The organism is Arthrobacter sp. B1I2, assembly GCF_030816485.1.
Classification (GTDB): domain Bacteria; phylum Actinomycetota; class Actinomycetes; order Actinomycetales; family Micrococcaceae; genus Arthrobacter.
The window spans coordinates 3,633,188-3,654,193 of record NZ_JAUSYC010000001.1 but is presented as its reverse complement, the minus strand read 5'-3'; the positions used below and the strand labels follow the sequence as shown (position 1 = coordinate 3,654,193).

Sequence of the window (21,006 nt, the reverse complement as noted above, 5' to 3'; positions counted from 1 at the left end):
CATGTCCGCGTTCAAAAGCCAGGGCCGTGGCCACCTGGATGGCCCGGTAGTGGTGATTGGTACCGGACTGCTCGGCACCAGCATCGGGCTGGGCCTGCGGGGGCGTGGCGTACCGGTGTTCCTTTCCGATCCGTCGCCCACCAACCAGGCGGTGGCGGTGGACATTGGTGCCGGGCGGCCCTTGCCTGAACTGGCCGGCGGCGCGCCCCAACTCGTGGTGGTTGCCGCGCCGCCGGATGTTACGGCCGACGTCGTGTGCCAGGCGCTGGCTGACTACCCCGACGCCGTCGTGGTGGACATTGCCAGCGTCAAGGCGGGCATCCTGTCCCGGCTTCGCAGCCTCGGCGCCGACCTCTCGCGCTACGTGGGCACCCACCCCATGGCCGGACGGGAAAAATCAGGTCCCGTAGCGGCCCGCGGCGAGCTGTTCACCTCCATGCCATGGGTGCTCTGCCCGTCGGAGGAGACCTCGGGCGCTGCCTTGCAGGTGGCCCGTTCGCTCGCCTCGGACCTCGGAGCGGTGGTCTCTCAGTTCACAGCGGACGAACATGACGAGGCGGTTGCCCTGGTTTCGCACCTGCCGCAGGTCATGTCCTCCCTGCTGGCCAGCCGGCTGCAGGGAACGCCGCTGCACGCCCTGTCGCTGGCCGGAAACGGGCTGCGGGACGTGACCCGGATCGCGGCCAGCGATCCGACACTCTGGGTGCAGATCCTGGGCGGGAATGCGGCCAAAGTCGTGGCGATCCTTCACGGCGTCCGCGAGGACCTGAACCGACTCATCGGAACCCTGGAGCAGCCCACCGCCCCCGGAGCCCGGCTCGATCTGGCACAGCTCATCAGTGAGGGCAACGCCGGCCAGGCCCGGATTCCCGGCAAGCACGGCGGCCCGCCGCAGGCATACTCCTGGCTCACCGTCCTGGTGGATGACAAGCCCGGCCAGATCGCACAGCTGCTTACCGAGATCGGAGAAATCGGCGTGAACGTCGAGGATCTCCGGCTTGATCATTCCTCCGGACAGAACGTTGGCATGGTGGAATTGTCTGTGTTGCCGAACAAGCACGACCACCTGATCGAAGCTCTCAACGACCGCGGATGGCGGGTACTTCAGTAATGACACAGGAACTTCTCGAAACCATGCGCGCGCTGCGCATCGGCCGGCCGCTGGTGGTTGCCATCGACGGCCCGTCAGGCTCCGGTAAATCCAGTGTGAGCAAGGAGGTTGCCCGCAGGCTGCGGCTGGCCTACCTGGACACCGGAGCGATGTACCGCGCCCTGACCTGGTACTGCCTGAGCCAAGGGATAGACCTTGACGACGCACCGGCCGTGGAGCAGGCCTCCCGGGATTTTGTGCTGGAACTGAGTACCAGCCCACAGGAGGAATATGTGCGGGTTGGCGACGTGGACGTCACCGACGCCATCCGTGAGCCTTCAATTTCATCCGCGGTCAGTGCCGTGGCCACCACGCTCGGTGCGCGGACCGAACTGATCCGCCGGCAGCGGGACCTCATCGAAAAGCACCACCGCCGCATGGTGGTGGAAGGCAGGGACATCACCACCGTCGTCGCGCCCGGGGCAGAGGTGCGCATGCTCCTCACCGCAAGCGAGGAAGCCCGCCTGCGCCGGCGCGGCATCCAGCTGGGCGGGACGCAGAACGCCGAACAGCTGGCAGCCCAGGTGACCCGCCGGGATGCCAGGGACTCCACCGTGGTGAACTTCACCCAGGCCGCGTCCGGCGTAGTCACGCTGGACTCCTCGGACCTGGACTTCGAGCAGACCGTGAATGCCGCTCTCGTGATCGTCACCAAGGTCCTCAACCGTGACTGACGCCGGGACGGGCCTGCCGTCCGGCCTGACCACGGCGTGGAGCAGGCCGGTGGGCTGGATCCTGGACCACCTGGTGTACCGGACCACCGTGACCGGCCGGAGCAACGTCCCCACCGGCGGGCCCGTTATCTTCGCAGCCAACCACATCAGCTTCCTCGACGGCCCGGTGATGTTCGGCGCGGCACCGAGGCCCATGCACATCCTGGTGAAGCAGGAGATGTTCAAGGGTTTCCTGGGCCGGGTGCTCACCGCTTCCGGACAGCTCCCGGTGGACCGGCGGGGGGACCGGGCTGCGCTGCAGCGCTGCAAGGAGGTTCTCGACGCCGGACGTTGCGTTGGGATCCTTCCCGAGGGGACGCGGGGGAGCGGGGCAGCAGCGGACATCAACGGGGGCGTGGCCTGGCTGGCGCTGAACTCGGGGGCCCCGGTTGTTCCGGTCGCCATCCTGGGAACGCGCCGGGGCGATGAGCACCTGGACTTCGTTCCACGGCCCGGGCGGCGCTTCCACGTCAGCTTCGGATCAGCCCTGACCCTGGCCCGCCGGGCCGGCGAAAGCGGGCGTGCTTCAATGGACAGGGCGGCGCAGGACATCCGTACAGCGCTGGCGGGGCACGTCCAGGACGCCATACAAATCAGCGGGCAGCCCTTGCCCTTCGCTGACCATAAAGACTTGACAGCAGTAGCCGGGGACGCCGGCAGATGACCACTAAGGACAGTGCAATGAGCGACACCACCCAGACTTCCGGGCCCTCCGGCGCCGGCGACGACGAGTACACCCCGACGGGCAGCGACCAGGTTGCCGAACGCCTGGCAGCCATTGACGACGACGAAGCGGAGCTGCGTGCCGCCTCCCTCCGGGCCGGCCTGGCGGACTACGAGCTCGACGAGGATGACGCCGCCCTGCTGAGCGGGGAATACGGCGACGAGGACTTTGATGGTCCGGTCAAGCTCGATCCCGTCCTGGCCATCATCGGCCGGCCCAACGTGGGGAAATCCACGCTGGTAAACCGCATCCTGGGACGGCGGGAAGCCGTGGTGGAGGACACCCCCGGCGTCACCCGTGACCGTGTCATGTATTCGGCCAACTGGAACGGCCGCAACTTCACCCTGGTGGACACCGGCGGGTGGGAACACGACGCCCGCGGCATCCACGCCCGGGTTGCCGAACAGGCCGAGATGGCCGTGGAACTCGCCGACGCCGTGCTTTTTGTGGTGGACTCGGCGGTGGGCGCCACTGCCACGGATGAAGGCGTCATGAAGATGCTGCGCCGCAGCAAGAAGCCGGTCATCATGGTGGCCAACAAAGTGGACGACTTCGCGCAGGAAGCGGACAGTGCCGCGCTGTGGGGCCTCGGTTTCGGTGAACCGTACCCCGTCTCGGCACTGCACGGCCGTGGTGTCGCTGACCTCCTGGACCACGTCATGGACGTGCTGCCGGAGTTCTCCACCATTGAGGGAACGGACCGCTCCGGCGGCCCGCGCCGCATTGCCCTCATCGGCCGGCCCAACGTGGGCAAGTCTTCGCTGCTGAACAAGCTTGCAGGCTCCGAACGCGTAGTGGTGGACAACACCGCCGGAACCACCCGTGACCCCGTGGACGAATTCATTGAACTCGGCGGCCGCACCTGGCGCTTCGTCGACACCGCGGGCATCCGCCGCCGCCAGCACATGGCCCAGGGCGCGGACTACTACGCCTCGCTGCGGACGCAGGCCGCGCTCGAAAAGGCGGAGGTCGCCGTCGTGCTCCTTGCCGTGGATGAGGTTCTCAGCGAGCAGGATGTCCGCATCCTCCAGCTGGCCATCGAATCCGGCCGCGCCCTGGTCCTGGCCTTCAACAAGTGGGACCTGCTTGACGACGAACGCCGCCGTTACCTGGAGCGCGAGATCGAACAGGACCTGGCGCACGTCGAGTGGGCGCCACGCGTGAACATCTCGGCCAAGACCGGCTGGCATAAGGACCGCCTGGTGCCTGCGCTGGACCTGGCCCTGGAGAACTGGGACAAGCGCATCGCGACCGGCCGCCTCAACGCCTTCCTCGGCGAACTCGTGGCCGCCCACCCCCACCCGGTCCGCGGCGGCAAGCAGCCCCGCATCCTCTTCGGCACCCAGGCCTCCAGCCGGCCGCCGAAGTTCGTCCTGTTCACCACGGGCTTCCTGGACCCCGGATACCGCCGGTTCATCACCCGCCGGCTGCGCGAGACCTTCGGATTCGAGGGCACCCCGATCGAGGTCAGCATGCGCGTGCGTGAGAAGCGCGGCCGCAAGCGTTAATTGCGACACACCCTGGAGCTGATCACGGGAAAGCGTCACTGGCACCCCTCCGGATCGTGTAAGCTCTTCTAGGTGGTTCGGCCGGACTGCTGATGAAAACCTTCGGGTTTGGTTCAGCGGAGAACGGCGGAACCAGCGGGCTGTAGCGCAGCTTGGTAGCGCACTTGACTGGGGGTCAAGGGGTCGCAGGTTCAAATCCTGTCAGCCCGACCACAAAGCGGAAAGCGCCGGAGAACTTCTCCGGCGCTTTCCGCTTTTTTGGCTTGATCCCCATCGACGCGCATATGCATTTGCGCGGCGCATATATGCGAGTCGAATTGGATCATCAGTTGCGACATGGCATTTCCGCGTCTTCAGGTTGAATTCAGGGGCTTGCCTGTAATTTGGAATCAAACCCAAGGCTTACTTCAGGAACTTCGACGTCCTCCGGTCCGCCAGAGTCTTGCCCTTGGTCTGGCAGGTGGGGCAGTACTGCAGGGCCGTGTCCGCGAAGGAGACTTCCCGCACCGTGTCACCACAGACGGGGCAGGCCTGGCCGGTGCGAGCATGCACCCGCATGTGGCTGCGTTTGACGTCCTTCAGGTCCTTGGGCGGCTTGCCGGCCGCCTCCGCCAGCGCTTCGCCCAGCACACCGTGGATGGAGTCATACAGCACCTGCACGGTCTCCCGGTCCAGGGACTTCGCAATGGCGAACGGTGAGATCCGGGCGGCGTGCAGGATCTCGTCACTGTAGGCGTTGCCGATGCCGGCAATAACGCTCTGGCTGCGCAGGAGTCCCTTGATCTGCTGGGGACTGTTGGCAAGGATCTCCGCCAGCATGTCGGCGTCGAATGCCTCGGTGAAGGGATCCGGGCCCAGCGTGGCAATGCCCGGCACCTCCTGCGGATCACGCACCACGTAGACGGCCAGGCTTTTCTTGGTGCCCGCTTCCGTCAGGTCGAGGCCGCGTTGACCGTCCGGACCGGAGAAAGCAGCGCGGACCGCGATCAAGCCCTTGCCCATCCGGAGCTGGTTGCCGGCGGGGGAGTCCGTGAAGCGCATCCAGCCTGCGCGTGCCAAGTGGAACACCAGGGACAAGCCGTCCGTGTCAATGCTGATGAACTTCCCGAACCGGCGGACGCCGGACACGGTGCGGCCCTCGAGGGCGGTGAAGGGCGGGTCAGCCGTCTTGAGCACGGCGAAGGAGACAATCTGCAGTTTGGTGACCGCGCAGCCCCGCAGCTGTTCGTCAAGGAACGCGGCCAGGCCGGCGACTTCCGGCAGTTCCGGCATGGCTTACCTGCCCTGCCCCGTCAATGCTGCACCGGTGCTTGCACTCATGGGTCCCATCTTGTCAGAAAGGCCCGCGCCGGCCCCGGCAGTTGTGCCTATACTTTCAGCGGCGGCCCGATGTGCGGGCCCCTTTTGACATTGGCGCGTACCCCGATGAAAGGCCCCCCATGAGCAACATTCCCGAAGACCTGTCCTACACCGCCGAACATGAGTGGGTCACCGCCCCGAATGCCGACGGCGTGGTGCGCGTGGGAATCACCGACTTTGCCCAGGACGCGCTTGGGGATGTCGTTTACGCCCAGATGCCCGAGGTCGGCACGAAGATTACGGCAAACGAAGTGGTGGGCGAGGTTGAGTCCACCAAGAGCGTGAGCGACATCTACGCACCCGTTTCCGGCGAAGTGGTGGCCCGGAACGACTCCCTGGAGAGCGATTCGGCCCTGATCAACACGGACCCGTACGGCGACGGCTGGCTCATCGAGGTCAAACTCGCCGAACCTGACGCCGTTGAGTCCCTGCTCAGTGCATCCGAGTACGAACAACAGGTAGGCTAAAGCTAACCGGTAATTCCGGTCCGGCCCCGCCCTGCAGGCCAGGCGTCTTCGCACGTCAACGCCGGGATCGGGAGCCGGTGCCGGACCTGCCGGGCAGGGCCGGAGAGTAAACGTTGGTTGCGGGTTTAATGCCTGCAACGTCAAAGAGGAGGAATCCATGGCTGGCCACAGACACAACCCTGCCGAGGGGGAATACGGCACGGGTGCGGCTAAGGCGTCGGAGACCACCTCGATCCATCTCACTCCCATCACCGATGCACCCACCATCGCTCCCAAGCTGTCCTCCGAGGAACGCAACTGGGTGGAAGCACTGCCTGCCGGTTCGGCGCTCCTCGTGGCCCACAGCGGCCCGAACGCCGGTGCCCGGTTCCTGCTTGACTCGGACGTGACCACCGCGGGACGGCACCCGGATGCGGATATCTTCCTGGACGACGTCACGGTTTCACGCCGCCACGTCGAATTCCGGCGCACGGCCCGCAGCTTCGAGGTGGTGGACAAGAACAGCCTCAACGGCACCTACGTCAACCATGACCGGGTGGACCGCGTGGAGTTGAAGTCCGGCAGCGAAGTCCAGATCGGCAAGTTCCGCCTCACCTTCTACCTGAGCCCTGCCACGGCGGCAGGCCGCAGCTGAACCGGGGACCGCTGCCTGTGGCAATGGCACAACCGGAACGCCGGGGCCCCCAGGTCTTGAACATTGGCGAGGTCCTCGCCCAGCTGAGCGCCGACTTCCCGGGGATGACTGCCTCGAAGATACGGTTCCTTGAGGAAAAGGGACTCATCAACCCCCGGCGGACCCCGGCAGGCTACCGGCAGTATTCCGACGGCGACGTGGAGCGGCTGCGCTTCGTGCTGGCTCTGCAGCGGGACCAGTACCTGCCCCTGAAAGTCATCAAGGACTACCTTGACGCCATCGACAGGGGAGAGCGGCCGGAGAACCTGCCGCCCGGCGTCGTGGTTTCCCCGCGCATTGTCTCTGATGAACTGGCCGCCGAATTGCAGAACCGCGGCCGGAAACTGAGCGAGGAGCAGCTCCGCACCGAATCCGGTGCCAGCGTGCCCCTGCTGCAGTCACTCCTGAGCTTTGGCCTGATCAGCCACAGCAACGGCCAGTTCGACGAGCATGCCCTCCAGGTTGCGCGTGCCTGTGTGCAGTTGGAGAGCCACGGCCTGGAACCCCGGCACCTGCGGCCCTTCCAGGCAGCGGCCGAACGGGAATTCGGCCTGGTGGAACGCGCCGTTGCGCCGCTCGCCTCGCGCAAGGACTCGGCTTCACAAGCACGCGCGGCGGAGGCCGCCCGCGAGATCAGTGACCTCTGCCTCACCCTGCACCGGGCCCTGGTGCAGGACCACATCTCACGCATGGACATCTGATGATCGAAGTCGAGATTGTAGGCGTTCGGATCGAACTGCCTTCCAACCAGCCGCTGGTCCTGCTCAAGGAGATGCACGGCGAACGCCATGTCCCCATTTGGATCGGCACCCCGGAAGCCAGCGCCATCGCCCTCGCCCAGCAGGGCGTGGTCCCGCCCCGGCCCATGACGCATGATCTCCTGGTGGACGTTGTGGAGTCCCTGGGCCACTCCGTGGTCAGTGTCAACATTGTCGCCGTGGAGGACAACATCTTCTACGGGCAGCTGCAGTTCGAAAACGGAACCACGGTGAGCTCCCGGGCGTCCGACGCCCTTGCCGTCGCCCTCCGCGCAAAATGCCGGATCTGGTGCGCCGATTCGGTGATGGATGAGGCCGGTGTCCGCATCACTGAGCACGACGAGGGTGAAGACGCCGAGCCCGGCCCCACCGTGGATGAGGAACGCGAACTGCGCCGCTTCCGTGAGTTCCTTGACGACGTGGAACCCGAGGATTTCGACGGCTAAGGTCACGTTAAGGTTAAAGTTAAGCCTGAAAGTTTCGACACGCCTTCTCCAAGCCCCGTAGGTCTTTGACCTGGGGACCCGCCAGGCCTAACGTCGAAGTATCAAGTTCCCTTGCTTACGGCAGCCGCGCAGGTCACACTGGAAAGTGCGCCCCGCGGAATAATTACACGCATGGTCTTCATGCCAAGGCTGCCGTATCAGTTCCCGGGAGCGTACGACAAGGAGGATCCAGGTGAGTCCCAAAGGCGAAGCAGGCGGGCTGAAGCAGCCCACGGCTGGTGTTGCTGTGCCAGCGAGCGGTGCCCAGGGCCTCCTGTTCACCGAGGATCTTCCAGTACTGGACGAGGACGCCGGCTACCGTGGTCCGACGGCCTGCAAGGCAGCAGGGATTACCTACCGCCAGCTTGATTACTGGGCCCGCACGGGCCTGGTGGAGCCGGCCGTCCGCGGCGCCGCAGGATCCGGCTCGCAGCGGCTGTACGGGTTCCGCGACATCCTGGTGCTCAAGGTGGTCAAACGGCTCCTCGACACCGGGGTATCCCTCCAGCAGATCCGCACCGCTGTCGAACACCTGCGGGAGCGCGGCGTTGAGGATCTGGCCCAGATCACACTCATGAGCGACGGCGCCAGCGTCTACGAGTGCACGTCCGCCGATGAGGTCATTGACCTGGTCCAGGGCGGCCAGGGCGTTTTCGGCATCGCCGTGGGACGCGTCTGGCGTGAGGTGGAAGGCAGCCTCGCCTCCCTGCCCAGCGAGCACGCCGCCGAGCAGTCCTTTCCCGACGACGAATTGAGCAAGCGGCGGGCAGCCCGGAAGATCAGCTGACCCGTACACATACTTAACACAAAAGGGCCGCCCTCCAGTTGGAGGGCGGCCCTTTTGTGTCCTGCCTTGTTGAAGCGGGCTCAGCGCGCGCGGCTGCGCAGGCCCTTGCCGGCTGCCATCAGGTTGGACAGCAGGTCGTCAAACAGCCCGGCCGCGGACTTGGCCGAGTCCCCGGGCCAGTGGTGGACCGGGTGGGCCGCGCCCTGGATCTGTTGCCAGTTGGCCTGCTCGGGAATGCGGGGGCTGAGCAGGAGGTCGCCGAACATGGATTCCATCTCCGCCAGGCGGTAGGTGTGTTCGGAGGAGCCGCTCCGGACGCGGTTGGCCACGATGCCTGCGGGTGACAGATTGGGCGCAAACTCCTGCCTAAACAGCTGGATGGCCCGCATGGTGCGTTCGGTGCCGGCTACCGAGAACAGGCCCGGTTCGGCGACCAGGGCCACCTTGTCGCTGGCCGCCCACGCCATGCGCGTCAGGCCGTTGAGCGACGGCGGGCAATCGATCAGGACAAGCTGGTAATCACCGGTGGCGGCAAGCACGGTGGAAAGCCTGCGCAGGTCACGGCGGCCAAGGTCCGGCCGGTCGTAGATTCCGGTGTAGGCAGAGCCGACGGCGACATCCAGCACGGCGGGCCCGGAGCCGTTGGATGGGGTGCGGTCGGCCCAGCTGCTGCGCACCACGTTCTCCGCCAGTTTCGCCCTGCGCGGACTCTTGAGCATCCGGCCAATATCCAGCTGGTCGCCGGGCTGTACGCCGAGGGCCGTGGTGGCGTCGGCGTGCGGATCCAGGTCCACCACGAGCGTGCGTACTCCCGCGGCCAGCGCCGCAGACGCCAATCCTGTGGTGACGGAAGTCTTGCCGACTCCACCCTTGAGGCTGCTGATGCTGACTACTTGCACTTGAGAGACCAAAACCTAACGCCGGATGCCGTGTTGGGGGTAATGTTTGCCTCGGCAGAGCCGAAGCCGGACGGTCCTGCCGCCCTACTCATCATATGTTGATGCGTCGGCGAATCCTGCCTTCCCGGGCGTCGGCATGGCACCGACTGTGCTCCCGGGGCGGTTTCAGCCAGCCAGGCTGAAAAGCGATCGGGACATGACGGGAAAATCTGTGACTGTTGCCACAAAGATTTGTGTTTGCCCTTGTGGCTCCTAGACACTGTGACCACTCATCGATCCACCCGCAAAGATGCAGGAGAAGCATGTTTTCCAAAATTCTGGTGGCCAACCGCGGTGAAATCGCGATCAGGGCCTTCCGCGCCGGCTACGAGCTGGGCGCCAAGACCGTAGCCGTTTTTCCCCAAGAGGACCGAAACTCGATCCACCGCCAGAAAGCGGACGAGGCGTACCTGATTGGCGAGGAAGGGCATCCCGTCCGGGCGTACCTGGACGTGGCGGAGGTGGTACGGGTTGCCAGGGAGTCCGGCGCGGACGCCATCTACCCGGGCTACGGCTTCCTGTCCGAAAACCCGGAGCTGGCCCGTGCGGCAAAGGAAGCCGGCATTACTTTTGTGGGCCCGCCGGCCGAGGTGCTGGAGCTTGCAGGCAACAAAGTCGCCGCCCTGAAGGCGGCCCGCGAGGCCGGCGTCCCGGTCCTGAAGTCCAGTGAGCCGTCCAAGGACCTGGACGAGCTCCTGGCTGCTGCCGATGAGATCGGTTTCCCCATCTTTGCCAAGGCTGTGGCAGGCGGCGGCGGCCGCGGCATGCGCCGGGTGGATACCCGCGAGGCTCTGCCCGAGGCCCTGAAATCGGCCATGCGCGAAGCGGACGCGGCCTTCGGTGACCCCACCATGTTCCTGGAACAGGCGGTCCTCCGCCCGCGGCACATCGAAGTGCAGATCCTTGCGGACGCCGAAGGCAACGTCATGCACCTTTTCGAGCGTGACTGTTCCATCCAGCGGCGGCACCAGAAGGTCATCGAGATCGCCCCGGCCCCCAACCTGGACGAGGGGATCCGCCAGGCGCTTTACCGCGATGCGGTGAAGTTCGCCAAGGCATTGAATTACGTCAACGCCGGTACGGTCGAGTTCCTGGTGGATACCGAGGGCGAACGGGCAGGCCAGCACGTCTTCATCGAAATGAACCCGCGTATCCAGGTGGAGCACACGGTCACCGAGGAAGTCACGGACGTGGACCTGGTCCAGGCCCAGATGCGGATCGCCTCCGGCGAGACCCTCGCCGACCTTGGACTCTCACAGGACACCGTCAAGCTTCGCGGCGCCGCGCTGCAGAGCCGCATCACCACGGAAGATCCGGCCAACGGTTTCCGCCCCGACGTCGGAAAGATCACCGGTTACCGCTCGGCCGGCGGCGCCGGCGTGCGGCTGGACGGCGGCACGGTCTACTCCGGCGCAGAAATCAGCCCCCATTTCGACTCCATGCTGGTCAAGCTCACCTGCCGCGGCAGGGACTACCCGGCCGCTGTTGCCCGCGCCCGCCGGGCCCTGGCCGAATTCCGCATCCGCGGAGTCTCCACGAACATCGCCTTCCTCCAGGCTGTGCTGGATGACCCGGACTTTATCGCCGGGGACGTGGCCACCAACTTCATTGACCAGCGCCCGGAACTGCTCAAGGCGCGCGTCTCGGCCGACCGCGGCACCAAGCTCCTGACCTGGCTGGCTGACATCACTGTTAACAAGCCCAACGGTGAACTGACCGTGCACTCCGATCCCTCCAACAAGCTGCCTGACGTCAAGGGCATGCAGGTAGCGCCGGGTTCACGCCAGAGACTCCTGGAGCTGGGTCCGGAAGGCTTCGCGAGGGCGCTGCGCGAGCAGAACCCCGTCGCCGTCACCGACACCACCTTCCGTGACGCGCACCAGTCCCTGCTGGCCACCCGTGTCCGCACCCGCGACCTGGTTGCCGCGGGCCCTGCCGTCACGGCACTCCTTCCGCAGCTGCTCTCCGTCGAGGCGTGGGGTGGAGCCACCTACGACGTCGCATTGCGCTTCCTGGGGGAGGACCCCTGGGACAGGCTCGCTTCCCTGCGCAAGGCCATGCCGAACGTCTGCATCCAGATGCTGCTGCGGGGCCGGAACACCGTGGGCTACACGCCCTACCCGGAAGAGGTCACCGAGGCCTTCGTGAACGAGGCCGCAGCCACGGGCATCGACATCTTCCGTATCTTCGACGCCTTGAACGACGTCAGCCAGATGGCCCCCGCCATCCGCGCGGTCCGGGCCACCGGCACCGCGGTCGCCGAAGTGGCGCTCTGCTACACAGGGGACATGCTGGACCCGGAAGAGAAGCTCTACACCCTGGACTACTACCTGGGGCTGGCGCAGAAGATCGTCGACGCCGGAGCCCACATCCTGGCTATTAAGGACATGGCGGGCCTGCTGCGGCCGGCCGCTGCGGCCAAGCTGGTGGCGGCCCTGCGGGAGCGCTTCGACCTGCCGGTCCACCTGCATACCCATGACACCGCGGGCGGGCAGTTGGCCACCCTGCTGGCGGCCGTCGACGCAGGTGTTGACGCTGTGGACGTCGCGTCCGCCTCGCTGGCCGGCACCACCAGCCAGCCCTCGGCGTCGGCCCTTGTTGCAGCCCTGGCCCACACGCCACGGGACACCGGCCTCAGCCTGGACGCTGTCAGCTCGCTCGAGCCGTACTGGGAGGCCGTCCGCCGCGTCTACGCGCCGTTCGAGTCCGGCCTGCCGGGCCCCACCGGCCGCGTCTACAAGCACGAGATCCCCGGCGGCCAGCTGTCCAACCTGCGCCAGCAGGCCATGGCCCTGGGACTGGGGGAGCGCTTCGAAGCCATCGAGGATATGTACACGGCAGCGGACCGCATCCTGGGCCACCTGGTGAAAGTGACACCGTCCTCCAAGGTGGTGGGCGACCTCGCCCTGCACCTGGTGGGCCTCAATGCCGATCCCGCCGATTTCGAGGCGAACCCGCAAAACTACGACATCCCGGACTCCGTGATCGGGTTCCTTTCCGGCGAGCTCGGTGATCCTCCCGGCGGCTGGCCCGAGCCCTTCCGCACCAAGGCCCTGCAGGGCCGGAGCGTAAAGGTCCGTGACGTGGAGCTCAGCGCCGAGGACAGCGCCGCACTGAAGTCCGACTCCAAGACCCGCCAGCATACGCTTAACCGGCTGCTCTTCGACGGGCCCACCAAGGACTACCTGAAGAGCGTGGAGACGTACGGCAACATTTCCGTCCTGGATACCCGCGACTACCTTTACGGGCTGCAGCGCGGCACCGAGCACGAGATCCAGCTGGAGCGCGGTGTCCGGCTGATCGCGTCCCTGGAGGCCGTCTCGGAGCCGGATGAAAAGGGCATGCGCACCGTCATGTGCACCCTCAATGGCCAGTCCCGGCCCGTGATGGTGCGCGACCGTTCGGTGGTCAGCAACGTCAAGGCCGCTGAGAAAGCCGATCCCGCCCAGCCCGGCCAGGTGGCCGCCCCGTTCGCAGGCGCCGTCACCGTCACGGTCAAGCCCGGCGATACGGTCAAGGCAGGAGACACCGTGGCAACCATTGAGGCCATGAAGATGGAGGCGTCCATTACGACGCCGGTAGGCGGCAAGGTTTCCCGCCTCGCCATCTCCGCCGTGGAGCAGGTCCAGGGCGGGGACCTGCTGCTGGTCATCGAGCAGTAACAGCCGGCAAGACGACGAAAGGGTCCTTCACATCGTGAAGGACCCTTTCGTCGTTGCGGGCGTCAGGAACGCGGGGCGGAGTACATCTCCTCGATCACGGTTTCGAAGTCCTTCATCACCTGTGCCCGCTTCACCTTCATGGAGGGGGTCAGATGCCCGGAGGCTTCGGTGAAGTCTGCCGGAACGATACGGAAGGACTTGATGGCCTCGGCCTGGGAAACGGACGTATTTGCTGCGGTGACCAGGTCCTGGACCGCCGCCTTCACTACTGGATTCGCCGCTGCGTCGTCCAGGCTCGTGTTGGCTGGAAGGCCGTGCCGCTGGAGCCAGCCCGGCAGCGCTTCCTGGTCGAGGGTCACCAGGGCCCCGATGAAGGGCCTGTTGTCGCCTACTACCAGGACCTGCGACACCAGGGCGTCGGCGCGGATCTGGTCCTCAAGCAACGCGGGAATGACGTTCTTGCCGCCGGCGGTGACGATGATCTCCTTCTTGCGCCCGGTGATCCAGACAAAACCTTCGTCGTCCAGCCGGCCGATGTCCCCGGTGTGGAACCAGCCGTCCGTGAATGCTTCTGCTGAGAGGTCGTCCCGCCTGTAGTAGCCGCGCATGACGCAGACTCCCTTGGCCAGGATCTCGCCGTCGTCGGCAATCTTCACGGCGTTTCCCGGAAGGGGCTTGCCCACCGAGCCGATCTTGATCCGTGACGGGGTGTTGACCGTGATGGGGGCCGTGGTTTCGGTGAGGCCGTACCCCTCCAGCACCTGCAGCCCGATGCCCTGGAAGAAGTGCCCCAGCCGCTCGCCCAGCGGGCCGCCGCCGGACACCGCGTGGGCAACGTGTCCACCCATGGCCGCGCGCAGCTTGCCGTAGACCAGCTTGTCGAACAAGGCGTGCCGGAGTTTCAGGCCCAGTCCCACCTTGCCGTCCTGGCGCGCCTTGGAAAATGCAATGGCAGTGTCGGCAGCCCGGTGGAAAATGGCGCCCTTCCCGCCGTCCTCAGCCTTGGTCAGCGCAGAGTTGTAGACCTTTTCGAAGACGCGGGGCACCGCAAGAATGAAGGTGGGCTCGTAGCTTTGCAGGTCCGCCAGGAGGTTCTTGATGTCCGGGGTGTGGGCAACGGTGGTGCCGGCAGCCATGGCAAGGACCGAGATGAAGCGGGCGAACACATGCGCCAGCGGCAGGAACATGATGGTCTTGGCGTTCTCGTGGACGATGTCGCCGATGATTGCCAGCGCATTGTCCGAGAGTTCCACGAAGTTGCCGTGCGTGAGTTCGCAGCCTTTGGGGCGTCCCGTGGTGCCCGAGGTGTAGATGATGGTGGCAACGTCGTGGAGTCCGGCTGCACTGCGGCGGGACTCCAGTTCTTCGTCGCTGACATCGCGGCCCGCCTCGCGAAGGCCGTCAAGGCCCTGGCCGTCGAGCTGCCACACGTGTTGCACTGCCGTGAGCCCTTCGGCTGTGACGGCCTGGCGGATGACGTTCTCGTGGTGGGCGGACTCGCCGAACGCGGCCACCGCACCGGAGTCCCCCAGGTTCCAGGCAACCTGGGAAGGGGAGGAGGTTTCGTAAATGGGAACGGAAACCCCTCCGGCGAACCAGATGGAGAAGTCCACGAGTGCCCACTCGTAACGGGTGCGGGACATGATGCCAACACGGTCACCTGCGCCCACTCCACTGGCGATGAGTCCCTTGGCGAGGACCTTCACGTCTGCAAGGAAGTCTGTGGCGGACACGTCGCGCCAGGAACCTGCGGAGTCCAGGCGGGAAAACAGTGCAGGGTTGCTGGCCTTGCCCGCCTGCCGCAACACCAGATCCGTGATGTTGGTTTCCGGTGGGACAACAACCAGGGGCGGAACACTGAATTCGCGCACTATAGCTCCTTTGATATCTGAAGTCCCGCGCAGGGGTTTGCCTAAAGACTAGTACCACCGGCGGAACCGTGCAGTACATAAACCTACTGGCGAGTAACTTAGACGTCAACGGGCGCGGCATGGGCCCCTGTATGTCAAGACAATCCTTCCGCCCGCCTAGAATGGTGCACTATGTACGGACCGTTGCCCGGCGACCAGGCCGGCCCCCTCAGAAGACCGGCCCCTTGGCGCCGCCGTCCCGCCTCGCACCGCGCGGGTCAACTGCACGGGGGTGTCGGCGGGCACCTGCGCCTGGGCCGCAAGGGACTTGCCATCGGGATAGACATTGGGGGAACCAAGGTAGCCGCCGGCGTGGTGGACGCTGAAGGCAGGATCCTCAGCGAGGCACGCCGATCCACCCCGGGAACCGATCCCCGGGCCGTGGAGCAGGTCATCGTGGAGCTGGTGGAGGAGTTGGGCCGGGGGCACCGCATCTGGTCAGTCGGCATCGGTGCTGCAGGCTGGATGGACCTGGCCGGTGGAACCGTGCTTTTCAGCCCGCACCTGGCCTGGCGCAACGAGCCGTTGCGTGAGAACCTCCAGCGGCTGCTCCGCCGCCCGGTGCTGCTGACCAACGACGCCGACGCCGCGGCCTGGGCTGAGTGGCGCTTCGGTGCCGGCCAGGGGGAAGACCGGCTGGTCTGCATCACGCTGGGCACCGGCATCGGCGGTGCCATGGTGTTGGACGGCAGGGTGGAACGCGGCCGGTTCGGCGTGGCAGGGGAGTTCGGCCACCAGATCATCATGCCGGGCGGACACCGGTGCGAATGCGGCAACCGGGGATGCTGGGAACAGTACGCTTCCGGCAACGCACTGGGCCGGGAGGCCAGGCTCCTGGCCCGGTCCAATTCTCCGGTGGCCCAGGACCTGCTGGCAGCCGTGGGCGGACATCCCGAGGACATCACCGGAGCCATTGTGACGGAACTGGCCCTGGCCGGCGACCGCGCCTCGCGGGAACTGATCGAGGAAGTCGGCGAGTGGCTCGGCCTTGGGCTTGCCAACCTGGCAGCAGCGCTGGACCCCGGTCTTTTCGTTATCGGCGGGGGATTGTGCTCAGCGGGGGACCTGCTGGTGGAGCCGGCCCGCAAGGCGTTCGCACGGAACCTGACGGGCCGCGGCTTCCGCCCCGCCGCCGGGATTGAGTTGGCGGCCCTTGGTCCCAATGCGGGCCTCATCGGCGCCGCGGATCTTTCGCGCGTCAGCAGCCGCGTCCGCAGTTGACGACGCCGGAACAAGGGGCGGCAGGGCTGCGGCCAGGAAGCTAGACCCTGGCGCCGTCGTCGTCACCGTTCTTGTCCTGGGGGAGCTTCATGATCAGGAACACCGTCCCCAGGACGAACGCTGCAACAATGCCGATGATGGCCAGCAGGGGTGCCGAGCGCCAGAACATCGCCGACATCAGCAGCGCCACAGGTCCCCCCACGGCCCCAAGCCAGGCCAGCATCGTCAGGGGATCGGTGCCGGCCAGGCTGGGGGGTTCCTCCGGCACGAACTCCGCATCGCCGTCGTCCACCTCATAATCCCGCGGTCCCTCCGGGGAATAGTCCCGCGGATCCTCCGGAGATTCGCCCGCACCAAGGTTGTCCTGACCGCCTGCCGCCCCCTGGCGCTCCGCCGCAGAGAGTTCGGCGGGCGGCGCCCCCGCCAGTCCCAGGGGATCGAAGTCGCGGAAGGAGGAGCGCTCCGGCGCCTCCGGCGCAGCGGCTGCCGTCCCGGTGGGCAGTTGTTCCCCGGGTGCCGGGGACTCGGGGCGGATCGCCACGGTGTCCGATTCGAGCCGTGCCACCAGGTCCAGCCACACGGCGTCGTCCTGGTTGGCGCCCTGGTCCGGCTGCCCGGAGTCAGGCCTGTTCACTGCGGACCTCCTCCTGTCCCGGTGCTGTGGGGCTGTCCGGGCCTGCCGCCAGCACCCGCCGGATAAAGTCCACCGACCCCTCGAAGATACGGTCGGCGTCGTTATCCAGGGTGGCCACGTGGTAGCTGTTCTCCAGCCGGACCACTTCGAGGGGCGCGTGTGCCAGCCCGCGCCGCAGGACGTCCATGCTCGCATCGGACACCACGTGGTCCACGGTGGAGCGGTACACCTGGACGGGTGCGGTGATCCGGGGGAGGAGCCGGACCGTGTCCTTGAACATCTTATTAAGTTCATGGGCCGCGGCCACGGGCGTGCGGGCATACGCGCCCTCGTCCACGCCTGCCTTGAGGATGTCATTGCCAATGGACGGGGTGCTCTTCAGCACCAGCTTGAGGATTCCGGCCAGCGGCGCCCGGGGATCGTCTACCACCAGGCCGGGGTTGACCAGCAGCACTCCGGAGACGGGACGGGTGGCGGCGAGGCGCAGGGCCAGGGCGCCGCCCATGCTCAGGCCTGCCACAAAGACCTGGTCGCACTCGGCGTCCAGTTCCTGGAAGGCATCGTCCAGGGCGCCGTGCCATTGCTGCCAGCGGGTCCGGGCAAGGTCCTGCCATGTGGTCCCATGCCCCGGCAGCAGCGGCATCCGGACGGCGAAACCGGCCGCGGCGAATGCCGTAGCCCAGGCACGCAGGCCATGGGGGCTTCCCGTGAAGCCGTGGGACAGTACCACCCCCGTGCGGGCGCCTTCACCGCTGAAGGCGCTGGTGAACGGGCTGTGGTCCGGACCGGACGTCATGGCGTCTCCAAAGTGCTGATGCGGCGGGTGTGGGCGGCGACGAACTCTCCCGACCTGGCGAAAATCGCGGGCGCGTCAACGTCCAGAGTAGCCACATGACCGCTGCTGGCAAGGTCCGTCACTTCCGTGAGGTGGCCGCCCAGCCCTTTACGCAGCAGCGCCAGCGACGTAGGCGGGACTACAGCATCGGTGCGCGACTTGAAGACCTGGACGGGGGCGTCCACCCGGGGCAGGCCGCGCACGGCTGCGCCGAACAGTTTCTTGAGTTCATGCACAGCAGCCAGGGGGGTCAGTGAGTAGTCGCCGTCATCCGTCGCTGGCGCCGTGGGCTGGTCCTCCTGGATGGGAACAGTGGTCCGCTGGAAGTATTTGAGCAGGCCGATGATCCGCACCCGCCGGTCATAGAAGCTCAGCCCCGGGTTAACCACGCTGACCCCTGCCACCTGATGGCGGGATGCCGCGAGCAGTGCGATGGCACCGCCCATCGACAGGCCCGCGGTGAAACAGGCGTCCGTCCGCCCGGCGAGGTCGAGGAAAGCCTTTTCGTAGCTGCCGTACCAGTCCTGCCAGCCTGTCTGCGCAAGCTGGCGCCAGTCTGTTCCATGCCCCGGCAGCAGGGGGACGGACACCGCGTACCCCAGCTCTGCCAGGTGCCGGGCCCACGGCATGACGCTCAGCGGGCTGCCCGTGAATCCGTGGCAAATTGCCACTCCGGTGCGGGCGTTGGCGCCGTGGCCTGGATAGCTGAAAGCGGCCGGACGGGACGGAATGCTGCTTTCAGTCATGTCTCCATCGTGTCACTGTTCCAGCCAAATCTCACTAGAGTAGGGTTGCATTGAATCGCTGGCCAGGCCCGATGCAGGGCCTGGGGGCTGCCTTCCGGAGAGGTTCACCACGTGTTCTATTGGGTCATGAAAAGGATCTTCCTCGGTCCGGTGCTCAAGCTGCTGTTCCGGCCCTGGGTGAAGGGCCTGGACAACATTCCGGCGCAGGGGGCGGCCATCATCGCCTCCAACCATCTTTCATTTTCTGATTCCATTTTCATGCCGCTCATGGTGCGGCGGCCCGTGGTCTTCCTGGCCAAGTCCGAATACTTCACGGGCACGGGAGTCAAAGGCAGGCTGACGGCCGCGTTCTTCCGGCTCACCAACCAGTTGCCCATGGACCGGTCCGGTGGTGCTGCATCGGCCGCGTCCCTCACCGCCGGGATGGACGTGCTGAACGCAGGCGGCCTGCTGGGCATCTACCCGGAGGGCACGCGAAGTCCCGACGGGCGCTTGTACCGGGGCAAGGTGGGCGTTGCCAGACTCGCTCTGCAGGCTGGCGTCCCCGTGATTCCGGTTGCCATGATCGGCACTGACAAGGTCCAGCCCATCGGCAAGCGGCTGCCAAACATCCGCAGGATCGGGATGATCTTTGGTGAGCCGCTGGACTTCAGCCAGTACCGGGAGCAGGCAGAGGACAGGACGGTCCAGCGCAAGGTCACGGACGAGATCATGTCCCAACTGCTGCGGCTCTCCGGGCAGGAATATGTGGACGAATACGCCGCCGTCGTGAAGCTCCGGCTCGCCGGCGGTCCCGGGGAACCGGATGCCGCGGCCGAGCCGCTTGCCTCCCACGGCGGATTTGTCCAGGACAGTGGTTCCGGCCCCGGCAGTCCGGCGTCCGGGCGCCCCGATGTAACTGACGACGCCGGCACATCAGCGGCGGGGTAGCGGAACCTTCCGGCGCAACGCACAGCGGTTGTGACGGGGCAAGCAGGCAGCGTGACGGCCCGGTGTCCACCGCTCTTGGACTGCCGTTAGTCTTAGAGGGTGACTGAGCTATCTGCAAAACCCGCCTTTTCGCTGTCCAGCACCGCCCAGAGCGGCGCGGCCAATTATCCCGGACTGGACCACTGGCGGGACCTTCCCATCTCCCAGCAGCCCAGCTGGCAGGACCCGAAGGTTTTCGAGGCTTCGGTGAAGGAATTGTCCGTCCTCCCGCCGCTGGTGTTCGCCGGCGAAGTGGACGTGCTGCGTGAGCGGCTGGCTGCTGCCGCCCAGGGCAAAGCGTTCCTGCTGCAGGGCGGCGATTGCGCCGAAACCTTCGAGGCCGCCACGGCGGACAAGATCAGCGCCCGGGTCAAGACCATCCTCCAGATGGCGGTGGTGCTCACCTACGGCGCCGCGATGCCCGTGATCAAGATGGGCCGGATGGCAGGCCAGTTCGCCAAGCCGCGCTCCTCCAACGACGAAACCCGTGACGGGGTTACCCTCCCCGCCTACCGCGGCGACATTGTCAACGGCTACGACTTCACCCCCGAGTCACGCGGCCACGACGCCGCGCGCATGCTGCGGGCGTACCACACCTCTGCTTCCACGTTGAACCTCATCCGGGCCTTTACCCAGGGCGGCTTCGCAGACCTGCGCTCGGTGCACCAGTGGAACAAGGGGTTCACCGAGAACCCGGCCCACGCCCGCTACGAGTCGCTGGCCCGGGACATCGACCGTGCCATCAAGTTCATGGCTTCCTGCGGCGCCGATTTCGAAGCACTCAAGCGGGTGGAGTTCTTCGCAAGCCACGAGGCCCTGCTGCTGGACTACGAACGCGCCCTGACCCGCATCGACTCCCGGACCGGTTTCCCCTACGACACCTCCGCCCACTTCCTCTGGATTGGGGAGCGCACCCGGGAGCTGGACCACGCCCACGTCGACTTCCTCTCACGCGTGCGCAACCCCATCGGCGTCAAGCTCGGCCCGTCCACCACCGGTGATGACGCGCTGCGCCTGATCGACAAGCTGGACCCGGACCGCGAGCCCGGCCGCCTTACTTTCATCACCCGCATGGGCGCCGGCAACATCCGCGAAAAGCTGCCGGCCGTCGTCGAAAAGGTGACCGCGTCCGGGGCCCAGGTCCTGTGGGTCACGGATCCCATGCACGGCAATACCGTCACGTCGCCCAACGGCTACAAGACGCGCAATTTCGATGATGTCATCGACGAGGTGCGCGGCTTCTTCGAGGTACACCACGGACTGGGAACGGTGCCGGGCGGCCTGCATGTTGAGATGACCGGCGACGACGTGGCCGAGTGCCTGGGCGGCGCGGACCCGATCGACCAGGAGGCCTTCCTGGACCGTTACGAGTCTGTCTGCGATCCCCGCCTCAACCACATGCAGTCACTCGAAATGGCTTTCCTGGTGGCCGGCGCCCTCGCCAAACACTAGGACTGGCGGTGGGCC

General features: G+C 66.3%; 18 protein-coding genes, 1 tRNA gene and 1 pseudogene. 14 read left to right on the top strand and 6 right to left on the bottom strand.

Annotation, left to right across the window (positions count from 1 at the left end; all coding sequences use genetic code 11):
* The first annotated feature begins 1 nt into the window (after window position 1).
* The 5 genes and pseudogenes from QFZ57_RS17015 to QFZ57_RS16995 all read left to right on the top strand — a co-directional run bounded on the left by QFZ57_RS17015 (window position 2) and on the right by QFZ57_RS16995 (window position 4,308).
* Window positions 2-1,111, top strand: a complete 1,110-nt coding sequence (locus QFZ57_RS17015; RefSeq protein WP_306901038.1) for a prephenate dehydrogenase — start codon at window positions 2-4, stop codon at window positions 1,109-1,111.
* Window positions 1,111-1,824 carry a (d)CMP kinase gene (gene cmk / locus QFZ57_RS17010; RefSeq protein ID WP_306631685.1) on the top strand — a complete coding sequence of 238 codons (714 nt, stop codon included), beginning with the start codon at window positions 1,111-1,113 and terminating at the stop codon, window positions 1,822-1,824. The genes QFZ57_RS17015 and cmk overlap by 1 nt, the downstream gene beginning before the upstream one ends.
* Window positions 1,817-2,534, top strand: a pseudogene (locus QFZ57_RS17005) (lysophospholipid acyltransferase family protein). Before cmk ends, QFZ57_RS17005 begins: the two are co-directional and overlap by 8 nt.
* Window positions 2,535-2,544: 10 nt before the next feature.
* Window positions 2,545-4,095 carry a ribosome biogenesis GTPase Der gene (gene der, locus QFZ57_RS17000; RefSeq protein WP_306631683.1) on the top strand — a complete coding sequence of 517 codons (1,551 nt, stop codon included), beginning with the start codon at window positions 2,545-2,547 and terminating at the stop codon, window positions 4,093-4,095.
* A 136-nt stretch (window positions 4,096-4,231) separates the two neighbouring features.
* Window positions 4,232-4,308 (top strand) — tRNA-Pro (locus QFZ57_RS16995).
* A 189-nt stretch (window positions 4,309-4,497) separates the two neighbouring features.
* Here QFZ57_RS16995 and QFZ57_RS16990 read toward each other — a convergent pair.
* Complete coding sequence (locus QFZ57_RS16990) at window positions 4,498-5,367, bottom strand: Fpg/Nei family DNA glycosylase (protein WP_306631682.1); 870 nt, start codon at window positions 5,365-5,367, stop codon at window positions 4,498-4,500.
* A gap of 167 nt (window positions 5,368-5,534) precedes the next feature.
* On the opposite strand from QFZ57_RS16990, the gene gcvH reads away from it, so the two are divergent.
* The 5 genes from gcvH (at window position 5,535) to QFZ57_RS16965 (ending at window position 8,624) form a co-directional block, all read left to right on the top strand.
* On the top strand, window positions 5,535-5,921 hold the full coding sequence (gene gcvH / locus QFZ57_RS16985) for a glycine cleavage system protein GcvH (RefSeq protein WP_306631681.1): 387 nt from the start codon (window positions 5,535-5,537) through the stop codon (window positions 5,919-5,921).
* Window positions 5,922-6,078: 157 nt separating this feature from the next.
* A complete protein-coding gene (locus tag QFZ57_RS16980) occupies window positions 6,079-6,555 on the top strand; it encodes an FHA domain-containing protein (RefSeq protein WP_306631680.1) in 477 nt (158 codons plus the stop codon).
* A 23-nt stretch (window positions 6,556-6,578) separates the two neighbouring features.
* Complete coding sequence (gene ftsR / locus QFZ57_RS16975; protein WP_018763526.1) at window positions 6,579-7,295, top strand: transcriptional regulator FtsR; 717 nt, start codon at window positions 6,579-6,581, stop codon at window positions 7,293-7,295.
* Window positions 7,295-7,798, top strand: coding sequence for a bifunctional nuclease family protein (locus QFZ57_RS16970; RefSeq protein WP_056331728.1), 504 nt, complete (start codon window positions 7,295-7,297; stop codon window positions 7,796-7,798). Before ftsR ends, QFZ57_RS16970 begins: the two co-directional genes overlap by 1 nt.
* A 232-nt stretch (window positions 7,799-8,030) precedes the next feature.
* Window positions 8,031-8,624: a MerR family transcriptional regulator gene (locus QFZ57_RS16965; RefSeq protein ID WP_009358601.1), complete on the top strand. Its 594-nt coding sequence runs from the start codon at window positions 8,031-8,033 to the stop codon at window positions 8,622-8,624.
* Between the two features lie 80 nt (window positions 8,625-8,704).
* On the opposite strand, the gene QFZ57_RS16960 is transcribed toward QFZ57_RS16965, so the two are convergent.
* Window positions 8,705-9,523 carry a ParA family protein gene (locus tag QFZ57_RS16960; RefSeq protein WP_306631678.1) on the bottom strand — a complete coding sequence of 273 codons (819 nt, stop codon included), beginning with the start codon at window positions 9,521-9,523 and terminating at the stop codon, window positions 8,705-8,707.
* 302 nt (window positions 9,524-9,825) lie between these two features.
* Between QFZ57_RS16960 and QFZ57_RS16955 the strand changes: the two genes are divergently transcribed.
* Window positions 9,826-13,224 (top strand): pyruvate carboxylase, encoded by a 3,399-nt coding sequence (locus tag QFZ57_RS16955; RefSeq protein WP_306901032.1) that lies wholly within the window; start codon window positions 9,826-9,828, stop codon window positions 13,222-13,224.
* Window positions 13,225-13,286: 62 nt separating this feature from the next.
* Here the strand turns inward: QFZ57_RS16955 and QFZ57_RS16950 are convergent, their stop codons facing one another.
* Window positions 13,287-15,095 carry an AMP-dependent synthetase/ligase gene (locus QFZ57_RS16950; RefSeq protein WP_306901031.1) on the bottom strand — a complete coding sequence of 603 codons (1,809 nt, stop codon included), beginning with the start codon at window positions 15,093-15,095 and terminating at the stop codon, window positions 13,287-13,289.
* 171 nt (window positions 15,096-15,266) lie between these two features.
* Between QFZ57_RS16950 and QFZ57_RS16945 the strand changes: the two genes are divergently transcribed.
* The gene (locus QFZ57_RS16945; protein ID WP_306631675.1) at window positions 15,267-16,355 is read left to right on the top strand and encodes an ROK family glucokinase; all 1,089 of its coding nucleotides are present in this window, start codon (window positions 15,267-15,269) and stop codon (window positions 16,353-16,355) included.
* A gap of 40 nt (window positions 16,356-16,395) precedes the next feature.
* Here the strand turns inward: QFZ57_RS16945 and QFZ57_RS16940 are convergent, their stop codons facing one another.
* From QFZ57_RS16940 to QFZ57_RS16930, 3 genes are read right to left on the bottom strand one after another with little or no spacing between them, the layout of a single operon-like run.
* Window positions 16,396-16,989 (bottom strand): hypothetical protein, encoded by a 594-nt coding sequence (locus tag QFZ57_RS16940; RefSeq protein WP_306901030.1) that lies wholly within the window; start codon window positions 16,987-16,989, stop codon window positions 16,396-16,398.
* Complete coding sequence (locus QFZ57_RS16935) at window positions 16,976-17,785, bottom strand: alpha/beta hydrolase (protein WP_306901029.1); 810 nt, start codon at window positions 17,783-17,785, stop codon at window positions 16,976-16,978. Before QFZ57_RS16935 ends, QFZ57_RS16940 begins: the two co-directional genes overlap by 14 nt.
* Window positions 17,782-18,570 carry an alpha/beta hydrolase gene (locus QFZ57_RS16930; protein ID WP_306631671.1) on the bottom strand — a complete coding sequence of 263 codons (789 nt, stop codon included), beginning with the start codon at window positions 18,568-18,570 and terminating at the stop codon, window positions 17,782-17,784. Before QFZ57_RS16930 ends, QFZ57_RS16935 begins: the two co-directional genes overlap by 4 nt.
* A 111-nt stretch (window positions 18,571-18,681) precedes the next feature.
* Here QFZ57_RS16930 and QFZ57_RS16925 point away from each other — a divergent pair, with 111 nt between their 5' ends.
* Window positions 18,682-19,500 (top strand): lysophospholipid acyltransferase family protein, encoded by an 819-nt coding sequence (locus QFZ57_RS16925; protein WP_306901028.1) that lies wholly within the window; start codon window positions 18,682-18,684, stop codon window positions 19,498-19,500.
* 99 nt (window positions 19,501-19,599) lie between these two features.
* A complete protein-coding gene (locus QFZ57_RS16920; RefSeq protein ID WP_306631669.1) occupies window positions 19,600-20,991 on the top strand; it encodes a class II 3-deoxy-7-phosphoheptulonate synthase in 1,392 nt (463 codons plus the stop codon).
* Window positions 20,992-21,006: the final 15 nt, after the last annotated feature.

Coding starts and splice junctions, on each gene's coding strand:
- QFZ57_RS17015 (WP_306901038.1), top strand. CDS start 2: ATGTCCGCGTTCAAAAGCCAGGGCCGTGGCCACCTGGATGGCCCGGTA.
- cmk (WP_306631685.1), top strand. CDS start 1,111: ATGACACAGGAACTTCTCGAAACCATGCGCGCGCTGCGCATCGGCCGG.
- der (WP_306631683.1), top strand. CDS start 2,545: ATGAGCGACACCACCCAGACTTCCGGGCCCTCCGGCGCCGGCGACGAC.
- QFZ57_RS16990 (WP_306631682.1), bottom strand. CDS start 5,367: ATGCCGGAACTGCCGGAAGTCGCCGGCCTGGCCGCGTTCCTTGACGAA.
- gcvH (WP_306631681.1), top strand. CDS start 5,535: ATGAGCAACATTCCCGAAGACCTGTCCTACACCGCCGAACATGAGTGG.
- QFZ57_RS16980 (WP_306631680.1), top strand. CDS start 6,079: ATGGCTGGCCACAGACACAACCCTGCCGAGGGGGAATACGGCACGGGT.
- ftsR (WP_018763526.1), top strand. CDS start 6,579: ATGGCACAACCGGAACGCCGGGGCCCCCAGGTCTTGAACATTGGCGAG.
- QFZ57_RS16970 (WP_056331728.1), top strand. CDS start 7,295: ATGATCGAAGTCGAGATTGTAGGCGTTCGGATCGAACTGCCTTCCAAC.
- QFZ57_RS16955 (WP_306901032.1), top strand. CDS start 9,826: ATGTTTTCCAAAATTCTGGTGGCCAACCGCGGTGAAATCGCGATCAGG.
- QFZ57_RS16945 (WP_306631675.1), top strand. CDS start 15,267: ATGTACGGACCGTTGCCCGGCGACCAGGCCGGCCCCCTCAGAAGACCG.
- QFZ57_RS16935 (WP_306901029.1), bottom strand. CDS start 17,785: ATGACGTCCGGTCCGGACCACAGCCCGTTCACCAGCGCCTTCAGCGGT.
- QFZ57_RS16930 (WP_306631671.1), bottom strand. CDS start 18,570: ATGACTGAAAGCAGCATTCCGTCCCGTCCGGCCGCTTTCAGCTATCCA.